The following is a 19,113-nucleotide window of genomic DNA, read 5'->3' as shown; positions in this document are numbered from 1 at the left end:
GATGGAAGACGGACTGCTTCGGACACTTCGCCGGCTGAACCACGGCATCGCGCTTTTGACGGGCGTATTGCTGATGGGCTGCGCGGCATTCGTCCTGGCCGATATCGTACTCAGGCAGTTGGGGTCCTCGTTCGGTGGCACCGACGAGATTTCCGGATACGTGATGGCGATCGCCACCTCATGGGGCATGGCCTTCACGCTTCTGGAGCTCGGGCATGTGCGCATCGACATTCTGCGTGGGCGGGTGAATGCGCTCGGCCGCGCGCTGTTCGACCTGTTCGCCATGGCCGCGCTGACCGTCACGGTGACGCTGATCGCGTGGAAATGCTGGCCGGTGGTGGCGCGGTCTCTTGCCAATGACTCGAAGGCAAATACCCCGCTCGAGACGCCTCTGGCTCTTGTTCAGGTGCCGTGGTTCGCGGGTTGGGTCTGGTTCGCCGTCATGGCGTGGCTGACGCTGATCGCCGCCACGCTGATGATCGTGAGAGGCCGCTTTCAGGCCGCCGAGGACGCCATCGGCTGCTTTGGCGAAGAGGAGATGGTCAAATGATCTGGGCCATCGCAGTCGGGCTTTTGGGCCTTCTTGCGCTGTCGATCCCCGTGGGCATCGTTCTGTTCCTTCTGGGCTTCGGCGTCGACACGTTCTTCAGCCCGTTCCCCCTGATCCGGGGGCTGGGCAACCTTGTCTGGTCGACCTCGAACAATGCCACGCTGATCGCCATTCCGTTCTTTGTCCTCTTGGGCGAGATTCTCGTCCGCTCAGGCATCGCCACGCGGACCTATGCCGCGCTCGACCGGTGGGTGAGCTGGATGCCCGGCGGGCTGGTCCACGCAAACGTCGCGACGGCGACGATGTTCTCGGCCACCTCGGGGTCGTCGGTCGCCACCGCCGCCACCGTGGCGACCGTGGCCATGCCGCAGGCCGAGAAGCTGGGCTATGATCCGCGCCTCTTCTCCGGCGCCATCGCAGCAGGGGGAACGCTCGGCATCATGATCCCGCCGTCGATCAACCTGATTGTCTACGGCTTTCTCACCCAGACCTCGATCCCGCAGCTTTTCCTTGCCGGGCTTGTCCCCGGCATCGCGCTGGCGCTCGGCTTCATGGCGATCACGGTCGTCATCTGCATGATCCGCCCGAACCTGGGCGGGACGCGGCGCACGTTCCCGTTCTCCGAGATGCTGCGCGCGCTGGTCCAGCTGATCCCGATCGTGCTCTTGTTCACGATCATCATCGGGACGATCTACAAGGGTTGGGCCACGCCGACCGAGGCCGCCGCCGTGGGCGTTGCCGGCGCTGTCGTGATTGCAGCGATGTTCGGCGGCGTCAGCATCAGGATGTTCGCCGAAAGCATCCTCGGCACGGTCAAGATCACCTCGATGATCATGCTGGTTGTGATCGGCGCGTCCTTTCTGAACTTCACGCTGGCCTCGGCGGGTATGGGGCGCGAGTTGCAGGCGCTGCTGGACGGGCTCGGCCTGTCGCCCATGGGGCTGATCTTCGTGGTGGTGCTGATCTATATCGTGCTGGGCTTCTTCATCGAGACACTGTCGCTGATGGTCGTCACCATCCCGATCATCGTGCCGCTTGTTGTGGCGCAGGGCTTCGACCCGATCTGGTTCGGTATCCTGATGATCGTGCTCATCGAAATGGCGCTGATCACGCCCCCCGTGGGTCTGAACCTTTACGTGGTGCAGGGCGCGCGAAAGGGCGGGCGTATGAGCGAGGTCATGGTGGGCGCGATTCCCTACGTCGTCGCCATGCTGATCATGGTCGGACTTCTGATCGCCTTCCCGTCCATTGCGCTTTACCTCCCCTCCGTCCTGAGCGAAGGCTAGGGGATGCGTTTCGAGACCCCAGAAGGATCGCGGGAATTCGCGATCAACCGCCTGATTGTCGCCGGCTGGACCGGGCGGGACGAGGCCGCCGTCCGTCACCATATCGAGGAACTGGCCGAGATCGGCGTCGCGCCGCCTTCGACCGTGCCGCTCTTCTACCGTGTGTCCACGGGGCTTCTGACACGGGACAGGCGGGTTCAGGTTCTGGGAGGGGCGACGTCCGGCGAGGTCGAGCCGTTCCTGATCAAGCAGTCCGGTCGGCTCTGGCTGGGGCTGGCATCGGACCACACCGACCGCGAGCTTGAGGCGGTCTCTGTCGCGGCGTCGAAACAGGCTTGCGCGAAGCCGGTGGCGGATACGCTCTGGGCGTGGGACGAGGTTGCCGACCGGGCCGATGAGCTTCGGCTGACCTGTGAGATAGACGAGAAGGGCAGCAGCACGCTTTACCAGAAGGGAACGCTTGCGGCGATCCGGCCTCTGGCCGACCTGATCGAGGGTGCTGGAATGGTGGACGGTGACGCGATGCTCTGCGGCACACTCACCGCGATTGGCGGGGTCCGCCCCGCCGCCGCGTACCGCATGGCGCTGGAAGATCCCGAGCGCGGGCAGCGTATCGAGTTGCGGTACAAGGTCGACCTCTTGCCGGTCGTCGCCTGACGACGGACTTTGATATGCAGTCACCGATCATCAGAAACGCAGGCTATGACGGGTTCATCGTCACCTTCGGTGACCGTCTGGGCGAGGGCGCGAACCGCGCGGCGCTGGCATTCAGGGATGCGCTGGAGCAGGCTGGGCTGGACGGGCTGGAAGAGACCTCGACCTCGCTCGTCTCAGCCTATCTGCGCTTCGACCCGCTGACCATCGACCATGACGACATGCGCGCACGGCTTGAAGCGCTTCTGAAAAGCCGGGACTGGGAAGGGGTGGCGTTGCCCCACGGCCGGAGGCTCTGGCGAGTGCCTGCAGCGTTCGATCCTGAGGTTGCTCCGCACCTCGACGACGCCGCTGAGCTTGCCGGCTTCGACAGCCGGGACGAGGCCGTTCGCTCGATCTGCGGGCAGCCGGTCAGGGTTCAGACCATCGGCTTTGCGCCGGGCATGCCCTATCTCGGCCAACTGCCCGAGTGCTGGGACATTCCCCGCCGGACGACGTTGACCGACAACGTCCCCGCGGCGGCGATCTGCGTGGCGATCCGGCAGCTTGTGCTGTTTCCGAATATGACGCCCACGGGCTGGCGGCATATCGGCCAGACGCGGCTGAAGCTGTTCCGCCCGCAGGCTGAAGAGCCCTTCATCCTCAGACCGGGCGACGAGATCCTGTTCGTGCCCGTCAGCCTGTCCGAACTGGACGGCTACAAGGACGACCCCGATGGCGGTGCGGTGGCGGAGGCGCTGGAATGAGCCGGGCGCTGATCGTTTCGCGCGCTGCGCCGGGCATGACGGTGCAGGACCTCGGGCGGCCGGGCTATCTGCGCTTCGGTCTCAGCCGGGGCGGCGCGGCTGACCGGAGCGCTCTGGTCGAGGCTGGCGCGCTTCTTGGGCAGGACCAGGGGCTGGCCGCGATCGAGATGACATCCGTGGGCGGGACTTTCGAGGCGACGGAGGACGTGCGCATCGCGCTGACCGGCGCGCCGATGCGGGCCACGCTGGACGGGGCGCGGCTGGCCTGGAACGCCAGCCACCTGTTGCCTGCCGGTGTCCCGCTGGTCATCGGGCCAGCCGAAGAGGGAACGTATGGGTATCTCTCCGTGGGTGGCGGCCTGTCCACGCCCGAGATCCTCGGGTCGCGGAGCGCGCATCTGACAGCCGGGATCGGTGGCGCCATCGAAAGTGGCGCGGAGCTTCCTGTCGGGCCTGATGGCGGCACGACGGTCAATATGGCCTTGTCCGATGGCGGGGCCGCGCGTCGTGTGACGGGGCCGATCCGCATCGTGTCCAGCCTTCAGACCGCGCTTTTCCCCGAGGCCGAGCGCGCCCGCTTCGAGGCGACGGTATTTCACCGCGACGCGCGTGCGAACCGCATGGGCGGGCGGCTTTTGTCGGAGGGCGAGGGTTTCGCTGCCGAAGCCGGGCTGACCATCCTGTCCGAGGTCGTGGTGCCGGGCGACATCCAGATCACCGGGGACGGCACGCCATTCATCCTGTCTTCCGAGTGTCAGACGACCGGCGGTTATCCGAGGATCGGGGCGGTTCTGCCTTCTGATCTGCCGCGCGTCGTGCAGGCCCGGCCCGAGACGGATTTGCATTTCGTCTTCGTGACGCCTGAAGAGGCGACCGAGATCGAGCGGAACGAGACCGCACGGAGGGCAGGGCTGAGACAGTCGTTGGTGCCTCTTGTCCGTGACCCGTGGAAGATGCGCGATCTCCTGTCCTACGGTCTTGTGGGGGGCGTGGTGAACGCCCATGACGCGGACGCCATTTCGTACTGAACCAATCGTTGTTTCCGCCTTTTGCGGATAGAATCGCCGCGCATCTTTGGCCGCTTCTTGCGCGCGCGAAGGTGGCGGCCGGAAAGGCGAAGTTGCCCGTGAGCGCCTGTTTCCAACCCCTTCAGGTCCAGCCGTGTATGGTGCGGTGGCCGACTTTAGGTCGTTTCCACAGATAATTGAAATAAAGTGAAAAAGCCTGCTTTCAAGCTGTATATGAGTCCGTTTTGATGTACGCCCCTCAGAAATTTATTGACGTGATGTACGCACCTCATTTAGCGTTTGTTTCAGCGCCAATGAGCGCACCTGATTGGGAGGACTTCATGAAAACTCGTAGACTCGCCACCCTTGGCGCTGTTTTGGGCTGCACAACCGCGCTCGCAACGCCTGCCGCTGCGGAAGAGCTGACGCTCTGCTGGGCCGCCTGGGATCCCGCGAACGCATTGGTTGAACTGTCCAAGGAATTTGAAGCCGAATCCGGCCACACGATGAATTTCGAATTCGTGCCATGGCCCAACTTTGCCGACCGGATGCTGAATGAACTGAACTCGGGCGGGAAGCTCTGCGACCTGCTGATCGGGGACAGCCAGTGGATTGGCGGCGGTGCCGAGAACGGCCATTACGTCAAGCTGAACGACTTCTTCGACGCCGAAGGGATCAGCATGGACGATTTCGCACCCGCGACCGTCTATGCCTATTCGACCTGGCCGAAGGGCACGCCCAACTACTATGCGCTGCCTGCGATGGGCGACGCGAACGGCTGGTTCTATCGCGCCGACTGGTTCGCCGATCCGGAAATTCAGGCCGCCTACAAGGACGCCACGGGCCAGGACCTGCGTGAGCCGCAGAGCCAAAAGGAGCTCTTGCAGATCGCCCAGTTCTTCCAGGGCCGCGAAATCGACGGCAAGACCGTCTACGGCGCCGCGATCTTTACCGAGCGCGGCTCGGAAGGGATCACCATGGGCGTCACCGGCGCGCTCTATCCGTGGGGCTTCAAGTACGAGAACACGCCGGGTTCCTACGACATGGAAGGTGCCGTAAACTCGCCTGAAGCGGTTGAAGCGCTTGAATTCTATAAGGAATTCTACGAGACCGCGACGCCGCCGGGCTATACGAACTCGTATATGGGCGAAAGTCTGGACGCGTTCAAATCGGGTCAGGTGGCGATGGCCATGAACTGGTTCGCCTTCTTCCCGGGCCTTTATGCGGACCCCGATATCGGTGGCGAGAAGATCGACTTCTTCGTGAACCCGCCGCAGAACCAGGCTGGCTCGACCCTAGGCGGGCAAGGCATTTCGGTGGTGTCCTATTCCGACAAGCAGGACGCGGCGCTTGAATACATCAAGTGGTTCGCCCAGCCGTCGGTGCAGGCGAAATGGTGGGAGCTTGGCGGCTACTCGGCCCATAACTCGGTGCTGAACGATCCGGGCTTCGTCGACAGTCAGCCTTTCGCGGGCGACTTCCTGGAGGCGATGAACGATGTGCAGGACTTCTGGCAGGAGCCGGCCTATGCCGAACTGCTCTTGGCGATGCAGAAGCGCGTCCATGACTATGTCGTCGCCGATCAAGGCACGGCCAAGGAAGCGCTCGATCTCCTGATCGAAGACTGGACCGAGACCTTCGAAGACGAAGGCAAGCTCTGACGCCTTGACTGAGGGGCCGCCGCGGCAATGCGGCGGCCCTCTTCCCCGGCCATCTGGCCACGGCCCACCCGTAGCGGAACCATGACATGTCCTCGACGCCGATAGACCGCGTTGCTCAGGCAACGCCCAAGAAAGTCGCACGCCGGATCAAGGGGTTATCCGACCGCGCCATCGCCTGGATCTTCGTGGCGCCGACGATCTTTCTGCTTCTGGCCATCAACATCTTTCCGCTGATCTGGACGATCCAGCTCAGCTTCACGAACTACCGTGCCAACCGCCTGAACCGCGAAGTCGAGAATATCGGGCTCAGGAACTACGAGCGCATCCTGACCGACAGCGACATCTGGCTGAACATGCAGGCCACCGCGCATTTCCTGTTCTGGACAATCACGCTGCAGGTTCTGATCGGCTTCACGCTGGCCTGGCTCATCCACCGCAACTTCAAGGGCAATGCCTTCTGGACCACGGTGATCGTGCTGCCGATGATGCTGTCGCCCGCCGTTGTGGGGAACTTCTGGAAATTCCTCTACCAGCCGCAAATCGGCCTCTTCAATTACATCGTCTCTTTCTTCACCGGCCGCGATCCGTCGAGTTTCCAGATGCTGGGCGACGTCGATCTGGCGCCGTGGTCCATCGTGATCGTGGACACGTGGATGTGGACGCCCTTCGTCATGCTGATCTGTCTCGCAGGGCTGCGCTCGATCCCCGATTACATCTACGAGGCGGCAGAAATCGACCGGGCGTCCAAGTTCCGGCAGTTCTGGACGATCACCGTGCCGATGGTTCTGCCCTTCCTGATGCTGGCGGTGCTGTTCCGGGGGATCGAGAACTTCAAGATGTTCGACCTTGTGGTGCAGCTGACCGGGGGCGGGCCGGGGTCGACCACGGAACTCACCTCGATCAACCTCAAGCGTGAGGCCTTCGAGAAATGGCGGACGGGTTATGCCTCGGCCTATGCGATCATCCTGTTCGTGACGGTCTTCGGTCTGGCCAGCATCTACGTCAAAGCCCTGAACAAGGTGAAAGAGAGATGAGCGCCCATTCCATCACCGCCGCCACGTCGCGCGCCAAGTGGGTCGCCGGCACTCTGGTCATTCTCTACGCGGTTATCACGATGATCCCGCTGGCGTGGATCCTGATGACCGGATTCAAGTCGCCGTCGGACGCGATCAGCTATCCGCCCAAGGTCGTGTTCGAGCCGACGCTGGAAGGCTACGTGAACCTCTTCACCACGCGGACCCGGCAGACCGAGGAATTCCTCGCCGCGAACCCGCCCGAGAACTGGGCCGACGAGATCGTGCGGCAATACGACATGGTCATCGTGGGCCCGTCGAAGTTCGGGGAGAGGTTCCTCAACTCGGTGATCATCGGCTTCGGCTCGACCTTTCTCTCGATTTTCCTCGGCACGCTGGCGGCCTATGCCTTCAGCCGGTTCCGAATACCCCTGGCCGATGACCTTCTGTTCTTCATCCTGTCGACGCGGATGATGCCGCCGATCGCCGTCGCGATCCCGATCTTCCTGATGTACCGGGAACTTGGTCTGTCGGACACGCATCTGGGCATGATCTTGCTCTACACGGCGGTGAATATCAGCCTTGCGGTCTGGCTCTTGAAGGGCTTCATCGACGAAATCCCGCGGGAATACGAGGAAGCGGCGCTGATCGACGGCTACACGCGGTTTCAGGCCTTCTACAAGGTGGTGCTGCCGCAGGCGGCGACCGGCATCGCGTCGACCGCGATTTTCTGCCTGATCTTCGCCTGGAACGAATACGCCTTCGCGGTCCTTCTGACCTCGGCTACGGCGCAGACCGCGCCGCCCTTCATCCCGACGATCATCGGGATCGGCGGGCTCGACTGGCCGGCGGTCGCGGCAGGGGCCACGATCTTCCTTCTGCCGGTGATGATCTTCACCATCCTTCTGCGGAAGCACCTTCTGCGCGGGATCACCTTCGGAGCGGTACGCAAATGACCGAGTTTTTCAAAGGCCTGGCCCGGTTTCGCCGTGGCCCGTGGGAGCTGGTGGCGACGATCCTGATCGCGCTCGGGGTCTTCATGCTGATGCAGCCCTTCGTCATGTGGGCCTTCACCTATTCCTTCATCACGACGCTGGTGGGGACGGTCATGTTCATCGTCGTCAGCCATTTCCCGGAGTAACCCATGGCGCAGATCGTCATCAGGAACCTGAAAAAGGAATTCGGCGATTTCACCGCCGTCCGGGAAAGCTCGTTCACCATCGAGGACGGCGAGTTCTTCATGCTGCTCGGCCCCTCGGGCTGCGGCAAGACCACGACGCTTCGGATGATCGCGGGGCTGGAGCTGCCGACCTCGGGCGAAATCCTGCTCGACGGAGAAGAGATCAGCCAGCGCCCGCCCTCCGAGCGGGATATCGCCTTCGTCTTCCAGATGTTCGCGCTCTATCCGCATATGAACGTCCGCAAGAACATCAGCTATCCGCTGGTCAGCCAGGGGATGCCGCGCGCCAAGGTGAAAGAGAAGGTGGCCGAGGTGGCGCGCATTCTCGGGATCGAGGACATGCTGGACCGGCCCGTGGGCGGCCTGTCGGGTGGCGACCGTCAGCGCGTGGCGCTTGGCCGTGCCATTGTGCGCGAGCCCAAGGCCTTCATGATGGACGAACCCCTGGGTGCGCTTGACGCCGAGTTCCGCGAACACATGGCCGAAGAGCTTCGCGCGCTGCACGACCGGATGGGGGCGACGACCGTCTACGTGACCCACGATCAGCTTGAGGCCATGCAGATGGGCGACAAGATCGTGGTGATGAACAACGCCGTGGTCGAGCAGTTCGGCACGCCGCAGGAGATTTACGACAAGCCCGCCACGATGTTCGTGGCCGATTTCATCGGCTCGCCGCCGATGAATTTCCTGCCGTTCCACGGCGCGATCCATCCCGGCGCGACCGAGGTCGAGATGCACGGAGGGCGCTTCGGCGTGCCCGCCGCGCGGGGCGCGTTCGAGGGCGACATGGCCTTCGGCGTCCGGCCCGAGCATATCCGCATCAGCGACGACGGTGCCTTTAGGGCCGAGGTTGTGGCGGTCGAGTATCTGGGCACGACCCAGATCGTCACGCTCAACACGGCGGGGGGCGAGGTCAAGGCGCGTATCCCCGCGCATCAGGTGGCACGGGCGGGCGAGACGGTTGGGCTGGGCTTCAACGCGTCGACCATCACGCTGTTCGACAGACAGAGCGGGCGCGCGCTCAAATCCGAACTGAATGAGGGTGTGCTCCATGGCTGAGGTGACGCTGAAGAACGTGTCCAAGTCCTTCAAGTCGACGAAGGCCGTCATCGATATGGACCTGAACATCCCGGACGGTGCGTTCGTCGTGCTGCTTGGTCCGACCGGCGCGGGCAAGACGACGACGCTGAGGCTGATCGCGGGGCTCGAACAGCCCGACACAGGGGAAATCCGGATCGGCGGGGACAGGGTCAACGACCTTACGCCAGCGCAGCGGGACGTGGCGATGGTGTTCCAGCAATATTCGCTTTATCCGCACATGACGGTGCGCGAGAACCTCGCCTTTCCATTGAAATCACCCATCCTCAAGACCTCTCCTGACGAGATCGAGCGCAAGGTCAAGGCGGTGGCCGAGGTTCTGCACATCCCCCACAAGCTGGACAACAAGGCGACCGAGTTGTCGGGGGGCGAGATGCAGCGGGTGTCCATCGGGCGCGCGCTGGTCCGCGATCCGGCGATCTACCTGATGGACGAGCCGCTGTCGTCGCTCGACGCCAAGCTCCGCGCCGATCTGCGCGTCGAGCTGAAGCGCATTCAGGCGGAACTGGCGGCGACGCTTCTCTACGTGACCCACGACCAGATCGAGGCCATGACGATGGCCACCCATGTGGGCGTTCTGGACGAGGGGCGGCTGGTGCAGTTCGGCACGCCGCGAGAGGTCTACGAGAACCCGCGCACGGCCTATGTCGCCGCGCGGCTCGGCCAGCCTCGCATCAACCTGCTGCCTGCGGGGCTGTTCGGTGGGGGGCATCCGCCCAATGCGGTCCAGATCGGCCTGAGGCCCGAGCATATCGAGACCGGCACCGGCCAGCCCGCCGATATCGTCCGCATCGAACGGCTGGGGGATCAGACCCGGCTGCACCTGAAATTCGCCGGCCATGACGTGGTCACGCTGACCGATCCGCATACATCGCTTCGGCCGGGAGAGACCGTGGCAATCGCTCCGAAGGCGCCGCTCTATTTCGATGCGGACGGCCAGAGCATCACCTGAGGCAAGCAAGGGAGGAACAGGGACATGGCGCAATTCGTCAACGCGAAGGAAGCTCTGGTGACCGAGGCCATCGACGGGCTCCTGGCCACGTCCGGCGGCGCTCTGGTGCGGCTCGACGGCTATCCTCATATCAAGGTGGTCTGCCGCGCCGACTGGGACCGGTCCAAGGTCGCGCTGATCTCGGGCGGTGGCTCGGGCCACGAACCGGCCCATGCGGGCTTTGTCGGTCAGGGAATGCTGACCGCCGCGGTTTGCGGCGAGGTCTTCGCTTCGCCTTCGGTCGAAGCTGTGCTGGCGGGTATTCTTGCCGTCACTGGCGAGTCGGGCTGCCTGTTGATCGTCAAGAACTATACCGGCGACCGGCTGAATTTCGGCCTTGCCGCAGAGCGTGCGCGTGCCCTTGGCCGAAAGGTCGAGATGGTCGTGGTGGACGATGATGTCGCCCTGCCTGACCTGCCGCAGCCGCGCGGTGTTGCGGGAACGCTTTTCGTACACAAGATCGCCGGTGCACTGGCAGAGGACGGCGCCGACCTCGAGACCGTCGCTGCGCGGGCGCGCGCCGTTGTGGACAAGGTGGCTTCCATCGGCAAAAGCCTCGATACCTGCACCATTCCCGGTTCGCCCAAGGAAGACCGTATCCCATCTGGCAAGGCGGAACTGGGGCTCGGTATCCATGGCGAGCCCGGCGTCGAGCAGGTGGATTTCGCGGGCGCGGAGGCGGCCATGAAGATGGTTCTGAGCAAGCTCGACGGCCACATGCCGGGCGAGGGGACGTGCGTTGCGCTTCTGAACAATCTCGGCTCGACGACACCGCTCGAGATGTCGGTGCTGGCCCATGCGCTGGCCCGGGCCGGGATTGCGGATCACTGCATCGGCCCCGCGCCGATGATGACCTCGCTCGACATGCACGGCTTCTCGATTTCCGTGCTCGAAGCGGATGACGAGGAACTGGCCGCGCTGGCCGCGCCGGTTCCGCTGGCCGCATGGCCGGGGATGAATGCGGTGGTGCGGGTGCCGGTCGTGCCGATCCCCGACGGTCTGACCCCGGTGGAGCCGATCCCGTCGGAAAGCCCGCGCACCCGCGCAACGATCGAGCATGTGACCGACCTTCTGATCGCCGCCGAAGGCCAGTTGAATGCGCTCGACGCCAAGTCGGGTGACGGCGACACCGGCAGCACGCTTGCCACCGCCGCCCGCGCCCTGCAGGGCGGCTTGGACCGGATGCCGCTGGCCGATCTGACCCAGCTTTTCCCGGCGCTCGGCAACGAGTTGAGCCAGACCATGGGCGGGTCGTCGGGGGTCATCCTCGCCATCTTCTTCAACGCGGCGGGCGATGCCTCGGCCAGCGGGCAGACGGTCCATCAGGCGCTTCGCGAGGGGCTGAGACGGGTGAGCGAGGTGGGCGGCGCCAGCGTGGGCGACCGGACCATGATCGACGCGCTTGCCCCCGCGCTCGACGCGCTGTCCGACGGGCTGACTGCGGCGGCCGCCGCTGCGAGGAAAGGGGCTGACAGCACTGCTTCGATCCACCGCGCCAAGGCGGGCCGGGCCGCCTATGTGCCGGAAGAGAACCTGAAGGGCCACAACGATCCGGGCGCCGAAGCGGTGGCGATCCTGTTCGAAGGTCTGGCCTCGAAGCTGGAGGGCTGACGACACCGAATGGCAGGCCCCCCCGTCATAACGACCGACAAGCCGACGGTGAATGACATCGCGCGGGTGGCGGGGGTGAGCCTTGCGACGGTGGACCGTGTTCTGAACGCGCGTCCCGGCGTCAGGCAAGCGACGGTCGACAAGGTCCAGAAGGCCATCGCCGATCTGGGCTATATCCGGGATACCGCCGCTGCCAACCTTGCGCGGCGGCGGGTCTATAACTTCCTCTTCATCCTGCCGGACACCGAAAACGAGTTCGTACAGGCCCTGAGTGCGCAGATTGGCGAGCAGGGGGGCAAGCTGAGCCATGAGCGAACGCTTCTCCATATCCGCCGGGCCGCGCCATTCGACGCGCTCGGGATCGTCGCGCTTCTGGATGCGGTGGACCCCGACGAGACCGACGGGGTCGCGGTGTTCGGACCGGAAACGCCTTCGGTCCGTGATGCCATCCGCCGCGTCAGGGCCAAGGGCGTTGGCGTCGTCGCGTTGATCTCGGACCTGCCCAGTTCGGAGCGGGATCATTTCGTCGGCATCGACAACGTCTCGGCGGGACGGACCGCTGCCGAGTTGATGGGCCGTTTCGTGCGGAAGGACGGCCAGATCCTCGTGATTACCGGCTCGCGCCTCTCGCGTGATCACCTCGAGCGGCGGCAGGGGTTCGACCGGGTGATGCAGGCCGAGTTTCCGGGCCTCGACGTCGTGGCCTCGATCGAGGGCCGCGACGACCCAAGCGTCGTGCATGAGCTTTTGCCTGAGGTTTTCCGAAACCATCCCGACATCCGGGGTATCTATTCGTCGGCCGCCGGAAACGGCGGTCTTGTGCGGTTTCTGGAAGAGACGGGGCGTGGCCGCGACCTTGTCGTGATCGCCCATGAACTCACGCCGATGAGCCGCGCGGCCTTGAAATCGGGCACGTTCGATGCGCTCATTTCGCAGGATACCGGGCATCTGGTCCGCTCGGCGGTCAGGCTTCTGAAAGCCGCCGTGGACAAGGCGCCCTACAATCCGGCGCAGGAACGGATACGCATAGATATTTATCTGAAAGAGAATCTGCCCCGCGATACCGAGGGCGAAGAGGGAGGACAGAGATGAAAACGATCAAGGGACCGGCGCTTTTTCTGGCGCAGTTCGCAGGCGATGAGGCGCCGTTCAATTCCTGGGACGCGATCACCAAATGGGCGGCGGATTGCGGCTATAAGGGCGTTCAGGTGCCAAGCTGGGACGGGCGCCTCTTCGATCTGGCCAAGGCGGCCGAAAGCAAGGACTACTGCGACGAATTCAAAGGGCAGGCGGCGGCGAACGGGATCGAGGTGACCGAGCTTTCGACCCACCTTCAGGGGCAGCTTGTCGCGGTACACCCCGCCTATGACGACGCCTTCGACGGTTTCGCCGCGCCGGAAGTGCGGGGCAATCCGAAGGCGCGTCAGGAATGGGCGGTCGATCAGGTGAAGAAGGCGCTGACGGCGTCGAAGAACCTTGGCATCGGGGCGCATGCGACGTTTTCAGGCGCGCTGGCCTGGCCCTATGTCTATCCCTGGCCACAGCGGCCAGCCGGCCTGATCGAGACCGCCTTCGACGAGCTGGCGAGGCGCTGGACGCCGATCCTGGATCATGCCGAGGAATGCGGCGTCGATGTCTGTTACGAAATCCATCCGGGCGAAGACCTGCATGATGGCGTGACGTATGAGATGTTCCTTGAGCGGACGGGCAATCACGCGCGGGCCTGCATGCTGTACGATCCCTCGCACTACATCCTTCAATGCCTTGATTACCTTGATAATATCGACATCTACAAGGACCGCATCCGGATGTTCCACGTCAAGGATGCCGAGTTCAACCCGACCGGGCGGCAGGGTGTCTATTCAGGCTACCAGGGCTGGGTCGACCGGGCCGGGCGCTTCCGCTCGCTCGGCGACGGGCAGGTGGATTTCGGGGCAGTGTTTTCGAAGATGGCGGCCAACGATTTCGACGGCTGGGCTGTGGTCGAGTGGGAGTGCTGCCTGAAGCACCCGGAGGACGGCGCGCGGGAAGGGGCGGCCTTCGTGTCGGATCACATCATCCGCGTGACCGAGAAGGCCTTCGACGATTTCGCCGATGGCGGCACAGACGAGGCGGCCAACCGCAAGATGCTGGGGATCGACTGATGGTCACGGGACGGAACGAGACACTGGGCCGGCGCATCCGGCTGGGCATGGTGGGCGGCGGCAACGACGCCTTCATCGGGGGCGTCCACCGCATCGCCGCGCGGATCGACGACCGGTTCGAACTGGTTGCGGGGGCGCTGTCGTCCACGCCCGAGAAGTCGCGCGCGAGTGGTGAGGCGCTTGGCCTGCCGCGCATCTATGACGACTTCAAGGAAATGGCGATCCGGGAGGCACGCCGGAAGGACGGGATCGAGGCGGTATCGATCGTCACCCCGAACCACGTCCATTACGCCGCTGCAAAGGAGTTTCTGAAGCGCGGCATTCACGTCATCTGCGATAAGCCGCTGACCTCGACGCTGGCCGATGCCAAGAAGATGGTGAAGGCCGCCGAGGCGTCGGATGCGCTGTTCATCCTGACCCACAACTACACCGGCTATCCCATGGTCCGGCAGGCGCGCGAAATGATCGCGAAGGGCGATCTGGGCGCGATCCGGGTGGTGCAGGTGGAATATCCGCAGGACTGGTTGGCCGTGGAGCAGGATTTCAAACAGGCCAACTGGCGGACCGATCCGAACCAGTCGGGCGCGGGCGGCTCAACCGGGGACATCGGCACCCACGCCTATAACCTTGCCTGTTTCGTGACGGGGCTCGAGGCGGAGAGCCTTGCCGCCGATATCCAGGCCTTCGTGCCGGGGCGGCAGGTTGACGATAACGCCCATGTGCTGCTCCGCTTCAAGGGCGGGGCGCGCGGAATGCTCTGGTCGAGCCAGGTCGCCGTCGGCAACGAGAATACGCTCAGGCTCAGGGTCTATGGCGAGAAGGCGGGAATTGAGTGGTCGCAGGAGGACCCGAACTACCTCTGGTACACGCCCTTCGGTGAGCCGAAGCGGCTGATCACCCGGAATGGGGCGGGCGCGGGCGAGGCAGCGGGCCGGGTCAGCCGGATACCGCCCGGCCACCCCGAGGGCTATCTGGAGGGCTTCGCCACCATCTACACCGAAGCCGCCGAGGCGATCATTGCAGCGCGGGACGGCGGGTTGGCGCCGGATGGTGTTGTCTACCCGACCGTCCATGACGGGCTGAAAGGCGTTCAGTTCGTGGCGGCCTGCGTGAAGTCCTCATCGAAGAATGCGGCCTGGGTGCCGCTGGAAGGCTGACATCATGTATCTTGGGCTCGATCTGGGCACATCGGGGCTGAAGGCCCTTCTGATCGACGGCGACCAGAAGCCGGTTGCGAGTGCTACCGCGCATCTCGACGTGCAGCGCCCGCATCCCGGCTGGTCCGAGCAGCGGGCGGGCGACTGGATCACTGCCTGCGAGGCGGCGCTTGGTGAACTGGCGGCGGAACATGACCTGAGCGGCGTGCGGGGCATCGGTTTGTCCGGACAGATGCACGGGGCGACCATGCTCGACGCGAGCGACACGCCGATCGGGCCCTGTATCCTCTGGAACGACACGCGGGCCTTTGAAGAGGCGGCGGCGCTGGATGCCGATCCCCGGTTCCGGGCGATCACCGGGAATATCGTCTTTCCCGGCTTCACGGCGCCGAAACTCGTCTGGCTCAGGAACAACGATCCCGAAGCCTTCAAGCGTGTCGCCAAGGTGCTTCTGCCCAAGGATTACCTCAGGCTCTGGCTCACGGGCGAGGCGGTCTCCGAGATGTCGGATGCCGCCGGGACAAGCTGGCTCGATACCGGCGCGCGGGACTGGTCGGATGCGCTTCTGGCCGCGACGGATCTGTCGCTCGACCACATGCCGCGGCTTGTCGAGGGCAGCGACGCGTCCGGCGGGCTCCGCGCCGAGATTGCGACGAAGTTCGGCTTGAAGCCTGGCACGCCCGTCGCGGGCGGTGCGGGTGACAACGCCGCATCTGCTGTCGGCATGGGCGTGATCGGGGCAGGGCAAGCCTTCGTGTCCCTTGGCACGTCGGGCGTTCTGTTCACGGCCTCGGACGGCTATGCGCCCGACCCGGACACGGCGCTGCACACGTTCTGTCACGCGTTGCCGGGCAAGTGGCACCAGATGGGCGTGATCCTCGCCGCTGCCGACGCGCTCTCGTGGTATGCGCGACTGGTGGGCGAAGGGGCCGACAAGCTGACCGGGAGGCTGGGCGAGCTGCAGGCACCGGGGCGCGCGCTGTTCCTGCCCTATCTTGGCGGCGAGCGGACACCCCATAACGACGCGAAGGTCCGGGGCGCTTTCATCGGGCTACAGCACGAGACGGACCGTGACGCGGGCACCCGCGCTGTTCTCGAAGCGGTTGCCTTTGCCATCCGCGACAGTTTCGAGGCGATGAAGGCGACCGGCACGGCGCCGGATTCGCTTTACGCCGTGGGGGGCGGAGCGCGCTCGGACTATTGGCTTTCGGTGATCGCCACGGCAATTGGTCGGCCCATCGTGCTGCCTGCAGACGGCGATTTCGGTGCGGCCTTCGGTGCGGCGCGGCTGGGGCTGATGGCCTCGGGCGATGGCGGACCCGAGATCGCCACACCGCCTGCCGCTGCACGCAGCTTCGAGCCTGTGGCAGAGCTGAGCGCGGCTTTCGACGATGCCTATGCGCGGTATCGCGAGACCTATCGGGCGCTGAAGAATCTGTCCTGAAGCCATTGTCAGAACATGAACAAGGCGCCCTCGGGCGCCTTGTTTTTCCTGGCTTTTCGGGCAGGGCGCTTAGCGGCCCCAGACCCTGACCGGCCCGCAGTCCATATGGACGAAGTTCGAGCTGGAATATTTGCCGACGCCACCTGCCGAGCAGGCCAGCGCGGCGCTGGCGATCTGCCGGACCGAGCGGTTCTCCAGACGGAGGTCCGCCGCCTGACCCTTCATGTGAAGCGAGTTCCGTGCGACGCCGCGCGACTTTGACCGGAGCATTCCGTTGGTCTGCGGCGAGCGGTAGCCCGACAGCATCATATACGGTGCGTCGGTCTCCAGCATGTTGTGCGAGGCCGCCATGATATCGAGCGTGCGCGTGTCGATATTGATCGTGCCGCCCGTGCGCCAGTCCCGCATGAAATGATTGATCTCGGCAAGCGCCTCGGGAATGTATTCACCCTCGATCCAGTAGATCGTGTCGATCCGTTCGCCGGTCCGGCCGGAATACATTTTGACCCGGCGAATATCGCCTGCGCCTTTGAGAAACCCGAATGCGTTCGCGTATGTCGGTGCCGCGACCACGGCTGTCGCCGCAAAAGCCCGCAGTACACCGCGCCGGGTCATGCCCTTCGTGATGATGCTCGTCATCCTGCCTACGTCGTCCCGTTTCTGTCCCAGTGCCGCCCTCAAGACGGCTTCACCTTCATCCCCCAGGTGACACGGAAGTTATTACACGTCTGTTTCCACTACGGAACCGGTCCAGAGAAATTGCCGCGGTTTTGCCCCGATTTCGGCGATTTTCTGCTCATCGCGCCGATGTCGCGGGAACCGTTGCCGAAAGGTCGCGCTTGGCGTGTCCCGTGGGCGACACCTTCGCACCCTGCGGGATTGTGAATGGACGCCGCTTTGCGGTTTCATCAGACAGGGCTTGGTTGAGGCCCCGATCCTTGGAGTATGGAATGATTGCCGCTGTCGGTTTGAAGCGTCTTACAATTGTTACCCTCGCGCTGGCCTGTGCGTTTCTGATCGCATCTGTGCAGTCCGCCGTAGCTCAGAGCGTGCAGTTCAAGCAGGGCGTCGCCGAGGCGGCGGCCTCTGACCGGGATCTGGCGGCTTTCTACAAGGCGAACGGCTACCGGCCCATCTGGACCGGCAAGGGCGCCACGGACAAACGTCGCCGCGCCGCGTTCCTAGACGCCATCTCCGAGGCGGGGGCGCATGGCCTGCCAGAGGGGCGCTACAGCCCCGAGACGCTTGGAGTGAACCTGCGCGCGGTCGGGTCGGATCGGGACCTTGGCCGGCTTGAAGTGCAGATGAGCCAGCTTTTCCTGCGCTATGCCCGTGACATCCAGACCGGCATCCTGACGCCGAGCGACATCGATGAGGGGCTGGTGCGCGAAGTACCCTATCGTTCGCGTCAGGCGACGCTCGACGCGTTCGCCAAATCGTCGCCGGCCGGGTTCTTCCGCGCGCTTCCGCCGACCTCGCCGGAATATGCGCGGCTGATGAAGGCCAAGCTCGAATTCGAGCGGCTGGTGGCCGGAGGGGGCTGGGGGCCGCGCGTGGCCGCCGATGTGCTGAAGCCCGGCGCGACCGGCGCCGCTGTGATCCAGCTTCGCGACCGGCTTGTTGCGATGGGCTATATGCGCCGCAACGCAGGCGCGACCTATGATGACCGCATGACCGAGGCCGTCCGGGCGTTTCAGGAGGATCACGGTCTGGCCACCGACGGCGTGGCAGGTCCCGGCACGCTTGGCATGATCAACATCGAGCCCGAGACGCGGCTCGCCCAGATCATCGTGGCGATGGAGCGTGAGCGCTGGATCAACATGCCCAAGGGCAAGCGGCACATTCTGGTGAACATCACCGACTTCCACGCGCGCGTGATCGATGACGGCAAGCTCACGTTCAAGACGCGCTCGGTGGTGGGCAAGAACGCCGACGACCGCCGCACGCCCGAGTTTTCGGACGTCATGGAGCACATGGTCATCAACCCGACCTGGTACGTGCCGCGCTCGATCACGACCAAGGAATACCTGCCGCTTCTGCAGAAGAACCCTTACGCGGTGGGCAATTTAAACCTCGTCAATTCGCGCGGGCAGGTGATCCCGCGAGAGGGCATAGACTTCACCCAGTTCACCGCCCAGAGCTTTCCCTTCGACATGCGAGAGCCGCCGAACCAGGGCAATGCGCTGGGGCTGGTGAAGTTCATGTTCCCGAACCGCTACAACATCTACCTGCACGACACGCCCGCCAAGAGCCTATTCGCACGGGAAAAGCGCGATTTCAGCCATGGCTGCGTCCGGCTGAACGATCCGTTCGACTTTGCCTATACGCTTCTGGCCCGGCAGGAACGCGACCCGGTCGGGTTCTTTCAGGCCCAGCTTTCGACGGGCCGCGAGACCTATGTCGACCTGAAAGAGCCGGTGCCCGTCCATATCATCTACCGCACCGCGTACACCGAGGCGAAGGGCCGGACCCAGTTCCGGAACGACGTCTATGGCCGTGACGCCAAGATCTGGCAGGCTCTGTCCGACGCCGGGGTGGCGCTCCGCGCGCATCAGGGGTAAATCTCGCGCC

Annotated in this window: 18 protein-coding genes; 17 read left to right on the top strand and 1 reads right to left on the bottom strand. The window is 64.3% G+C overall.

The features are described 5' to 3' along the window. Position 1: 1 nt before the first annotated feature. The 16 genes from GQ651_RS06940 to xylB all read left to right on the top strand — a co-directional run bounded on the left by GQ651_RS06940 (position 2) and on the right by xylB (position 16,542). Positions 2-550, top strand: a complete 549-nt coding sequence (locus GQ651_RS06940; protein ID WP_160763449.1) for a TRAP transporter small permease subunit — start codon at positions 2-4, stop codon at positions 548-550. Further along, positions 547-1,836, top strand: a complete 1,290-nt coding sequence (locus tag GQ651_RS06935; protein ID WP_160763448.1) for a TRAP transporter large permease — start codon at positions 547-549, stop codon at positions 1,834-1,836. Before GQ651_RS06940 ends, GQ651_RS06935 begins: the two co-directional genes overlap by 4 nt. A 3-nt stretch (positions 1,837-1,839) precedes the next feature. Continuing rightward, positions 1,840-2,493, top strand: coding sequence for a DUF2848 domain-containing protein (locus tag GQ651_RS06930; protein WP_160763447.1), 654 nt, complete (start codon positions 1,840-1,842; stop codon positions 2,491-2,493). 14 nt (positions 2,494-2,507) lie between these two features. Further along, complete coding sequence (locus GQ651_RS06925; protein ID WP_160763446.1) at positions 2,508-3,236, top strand: 5-oxoprolinase subunit B family protein; 729 nt, start codon at positions 2,508-2,510, stop codon at positions 3,234-3,236. After that, a complete protein-coding gene (locus tag GQ651_RS06920) occupies positions 3,233-4,264 on the top strand; it encodes a 5-oxoprolinase subunit C family protein (RefSeq protein WP_160763445.1) in 1,032 nt (343 codons plus the stop codon). Before GQ651_RS06925 ends, GQ651_RS06920 begins: the two co-directional genes overlap by 4 nt. 320 nt (positions 4,265-4,584) lie before the next feature. Further along, positions 4,585-5,904 (top strand): ABC transporter substrate-binding protein, encoded by a 1,320-nt coding sequence (locus tag GQ651_RS06915; protein ID WP_160763444.1) that lies wholly within the window; start codon positions 4,585-4,587, stop codon positions 5,902-5,904. Between the two features lie 86 nt (positions 5,905-5,990). Continuing rightward, entirely contained in the window at positions 5,991-6,938 is a 948-nt protein-coding gene (locus GQ651_RS06910; RefSeq protein WP_160763443.1) for a carbohydrate ABC transporter permease, read from the top strand. Next, on the top strand, positions 6,935-7,873 hold the full coding sequence (locus tag GQ651_RS06905; protein ID WP_160763442.1) for a carbohydrate ABC transporter permease: 939 nt from the start codon (positions 6,935-6,937) through the stop codon (positions 7,871-7,873). Before GQ651_RS06910 ends, GQ651_RS06905 begins: the two co-directional genes overlap by 4 nt. Further along, positions 7,870-8,058, top strand: coding sequence for a hypothetical protein (locus GQ651_RS06900; protein ID WP_160763441.1), 189 nt, complete (start codon positions 7,870-7,872; stop codon positions 8,056-8,058). Before GQ651_RS06905 ends, GQ651_RS06900 begins: the two co-directional genes overlap by 4 nt. A gap of 3 nt (positions 8,059-8,061) precedes the next feature. Next, positions 8,062-9,156 (top strand): ABC transporter ATP-binding protein, encoded by a 1,095-nt coding sequence (locus tag GQ651_RS06895; protein ID WP_160763440.1) that lies wholly within the window; start codon positions 8,062-8,064, stop codon positions 9,154-9,156. Further along, a complete protein-coding gene (locus GQ651_RS06890) occupies positions 9,149-10,147 on the top strand; it encodes an ABC transporter ATP-binding protein (protein ID WP_160763439.1) in 999 nt (332 codons plus the stop codon). Before GQ651_RS06895 ends, GQ651_RS06890 begins: the two co-directional genes overlap by 8 nt. A gap of 24 nt (positions 10,148-10,171) precedes the next feature. Next, positions 10,172-11,797, top strand: coding sequence for a dihydroxyacetone kinase subunit DhaK (locus GQ651_RS06885; protein WP_160763438.1), 1,626 nt, complete (start codon positions 10,172-10,174; stop codon positions 11,795-11,797). Between the two features lie 9 nt (positions 11,798-11,806). Continuing rightward, positions 11,807-12,889: a LacI family DNA-binding transcriptional regulator gene (locus GQ651_RS06880; protein WP_160763437.1), complete on the top strand. Its 1,083-nt coding sequence runs from the start codon at positions 11,807-11,809 to the stop codon at positions 12,887-12,889. Next, complete coding sequence (locus GQ651_RS06875) at positions 12,886-13,941, top strand: sugar phosphate isomerase/epimerase family protein (protein WP_160763436.1); 1,056 nt, start codon at positions 12,886-12,888, stop codon at positions 13,939-13,941. The genes GQ651_RS06880 and GQ651_RS06875 overlap by 4 nt, the downstream gene beginning before the upstream one ends. Further along, positions 13,941-15,098, top strand: coding sequence for a Gfo/Idh/MocA family protein (locus GQ651_RS06870; RefSeq protein ID WP_227257981.1), 1,158 nt, complete (start codon positions 13,941-13,943; stop codon positions 15,096-15,098). The genes GQ651_RS06875 and GQ651_RS06870 overlap by 1 nt, the downstream gene beginning before the upstream one ends. Before the next feature lie 4 nt (positions 15,099-15,102). Beyond that, entirely contained in the window at positions 15,103-16,542 is a 1,440-nt protein-coding gene (xylB, locus tag GQ651_RS06865; protein WP_160763435.1) for a xylulokinase, read from the top strand. A 69-nt stretch (positions 16,543-16,611) separates the two neighbouring features. Here xylB and GQ651_RS06860 read toward each other — a convergent pair whose 3' ends face one another. Continuing rightward, positions 16,612-17,181 carry a YcbK family protein gene (locus GQ651_RS06860; protein WP_227257980.1) on the bottom strand — a complete coding sequence of 190 codons (570 nt, stop codon included), beginning with the start codon at positions 17,179-17,181 and terminating at the stop codon, positions 16,612-16,614. Between the two features lie 311 nt (positions 17,182-17,492). On the opposite strand from GQ651_RS06860, the gene GQ651_RS06855 reads away from it, so the two are divergent. Next, complete coding sequence (locus GQ651_RS06855; RefSeq protein WP_160763434.1) at positions 17,493-19,103, top strand: L,D-transpeptidase family protein; 1,611 nt, start codon at positions 17,493-17,495, stop codon at positions 19,101-19,103. The last annotated feature ends 10 nt before the right edge of the window (positions 19,104-19,113 follow it).

This window comes from Kangsaoukella pontilimi (genome assembly GCF_009830125.1).
Taxonomy (GTDB): Bacteria; Pseudomonadota; Alphaproteobacteria; order Rhodobacterales; family Rhodobacteraceae; genus Kangsaoukella; species Kangsaoukella pontilimi.
This window is presented reverse-complemented; position numbering and strand designations above follow the sequence as displayed.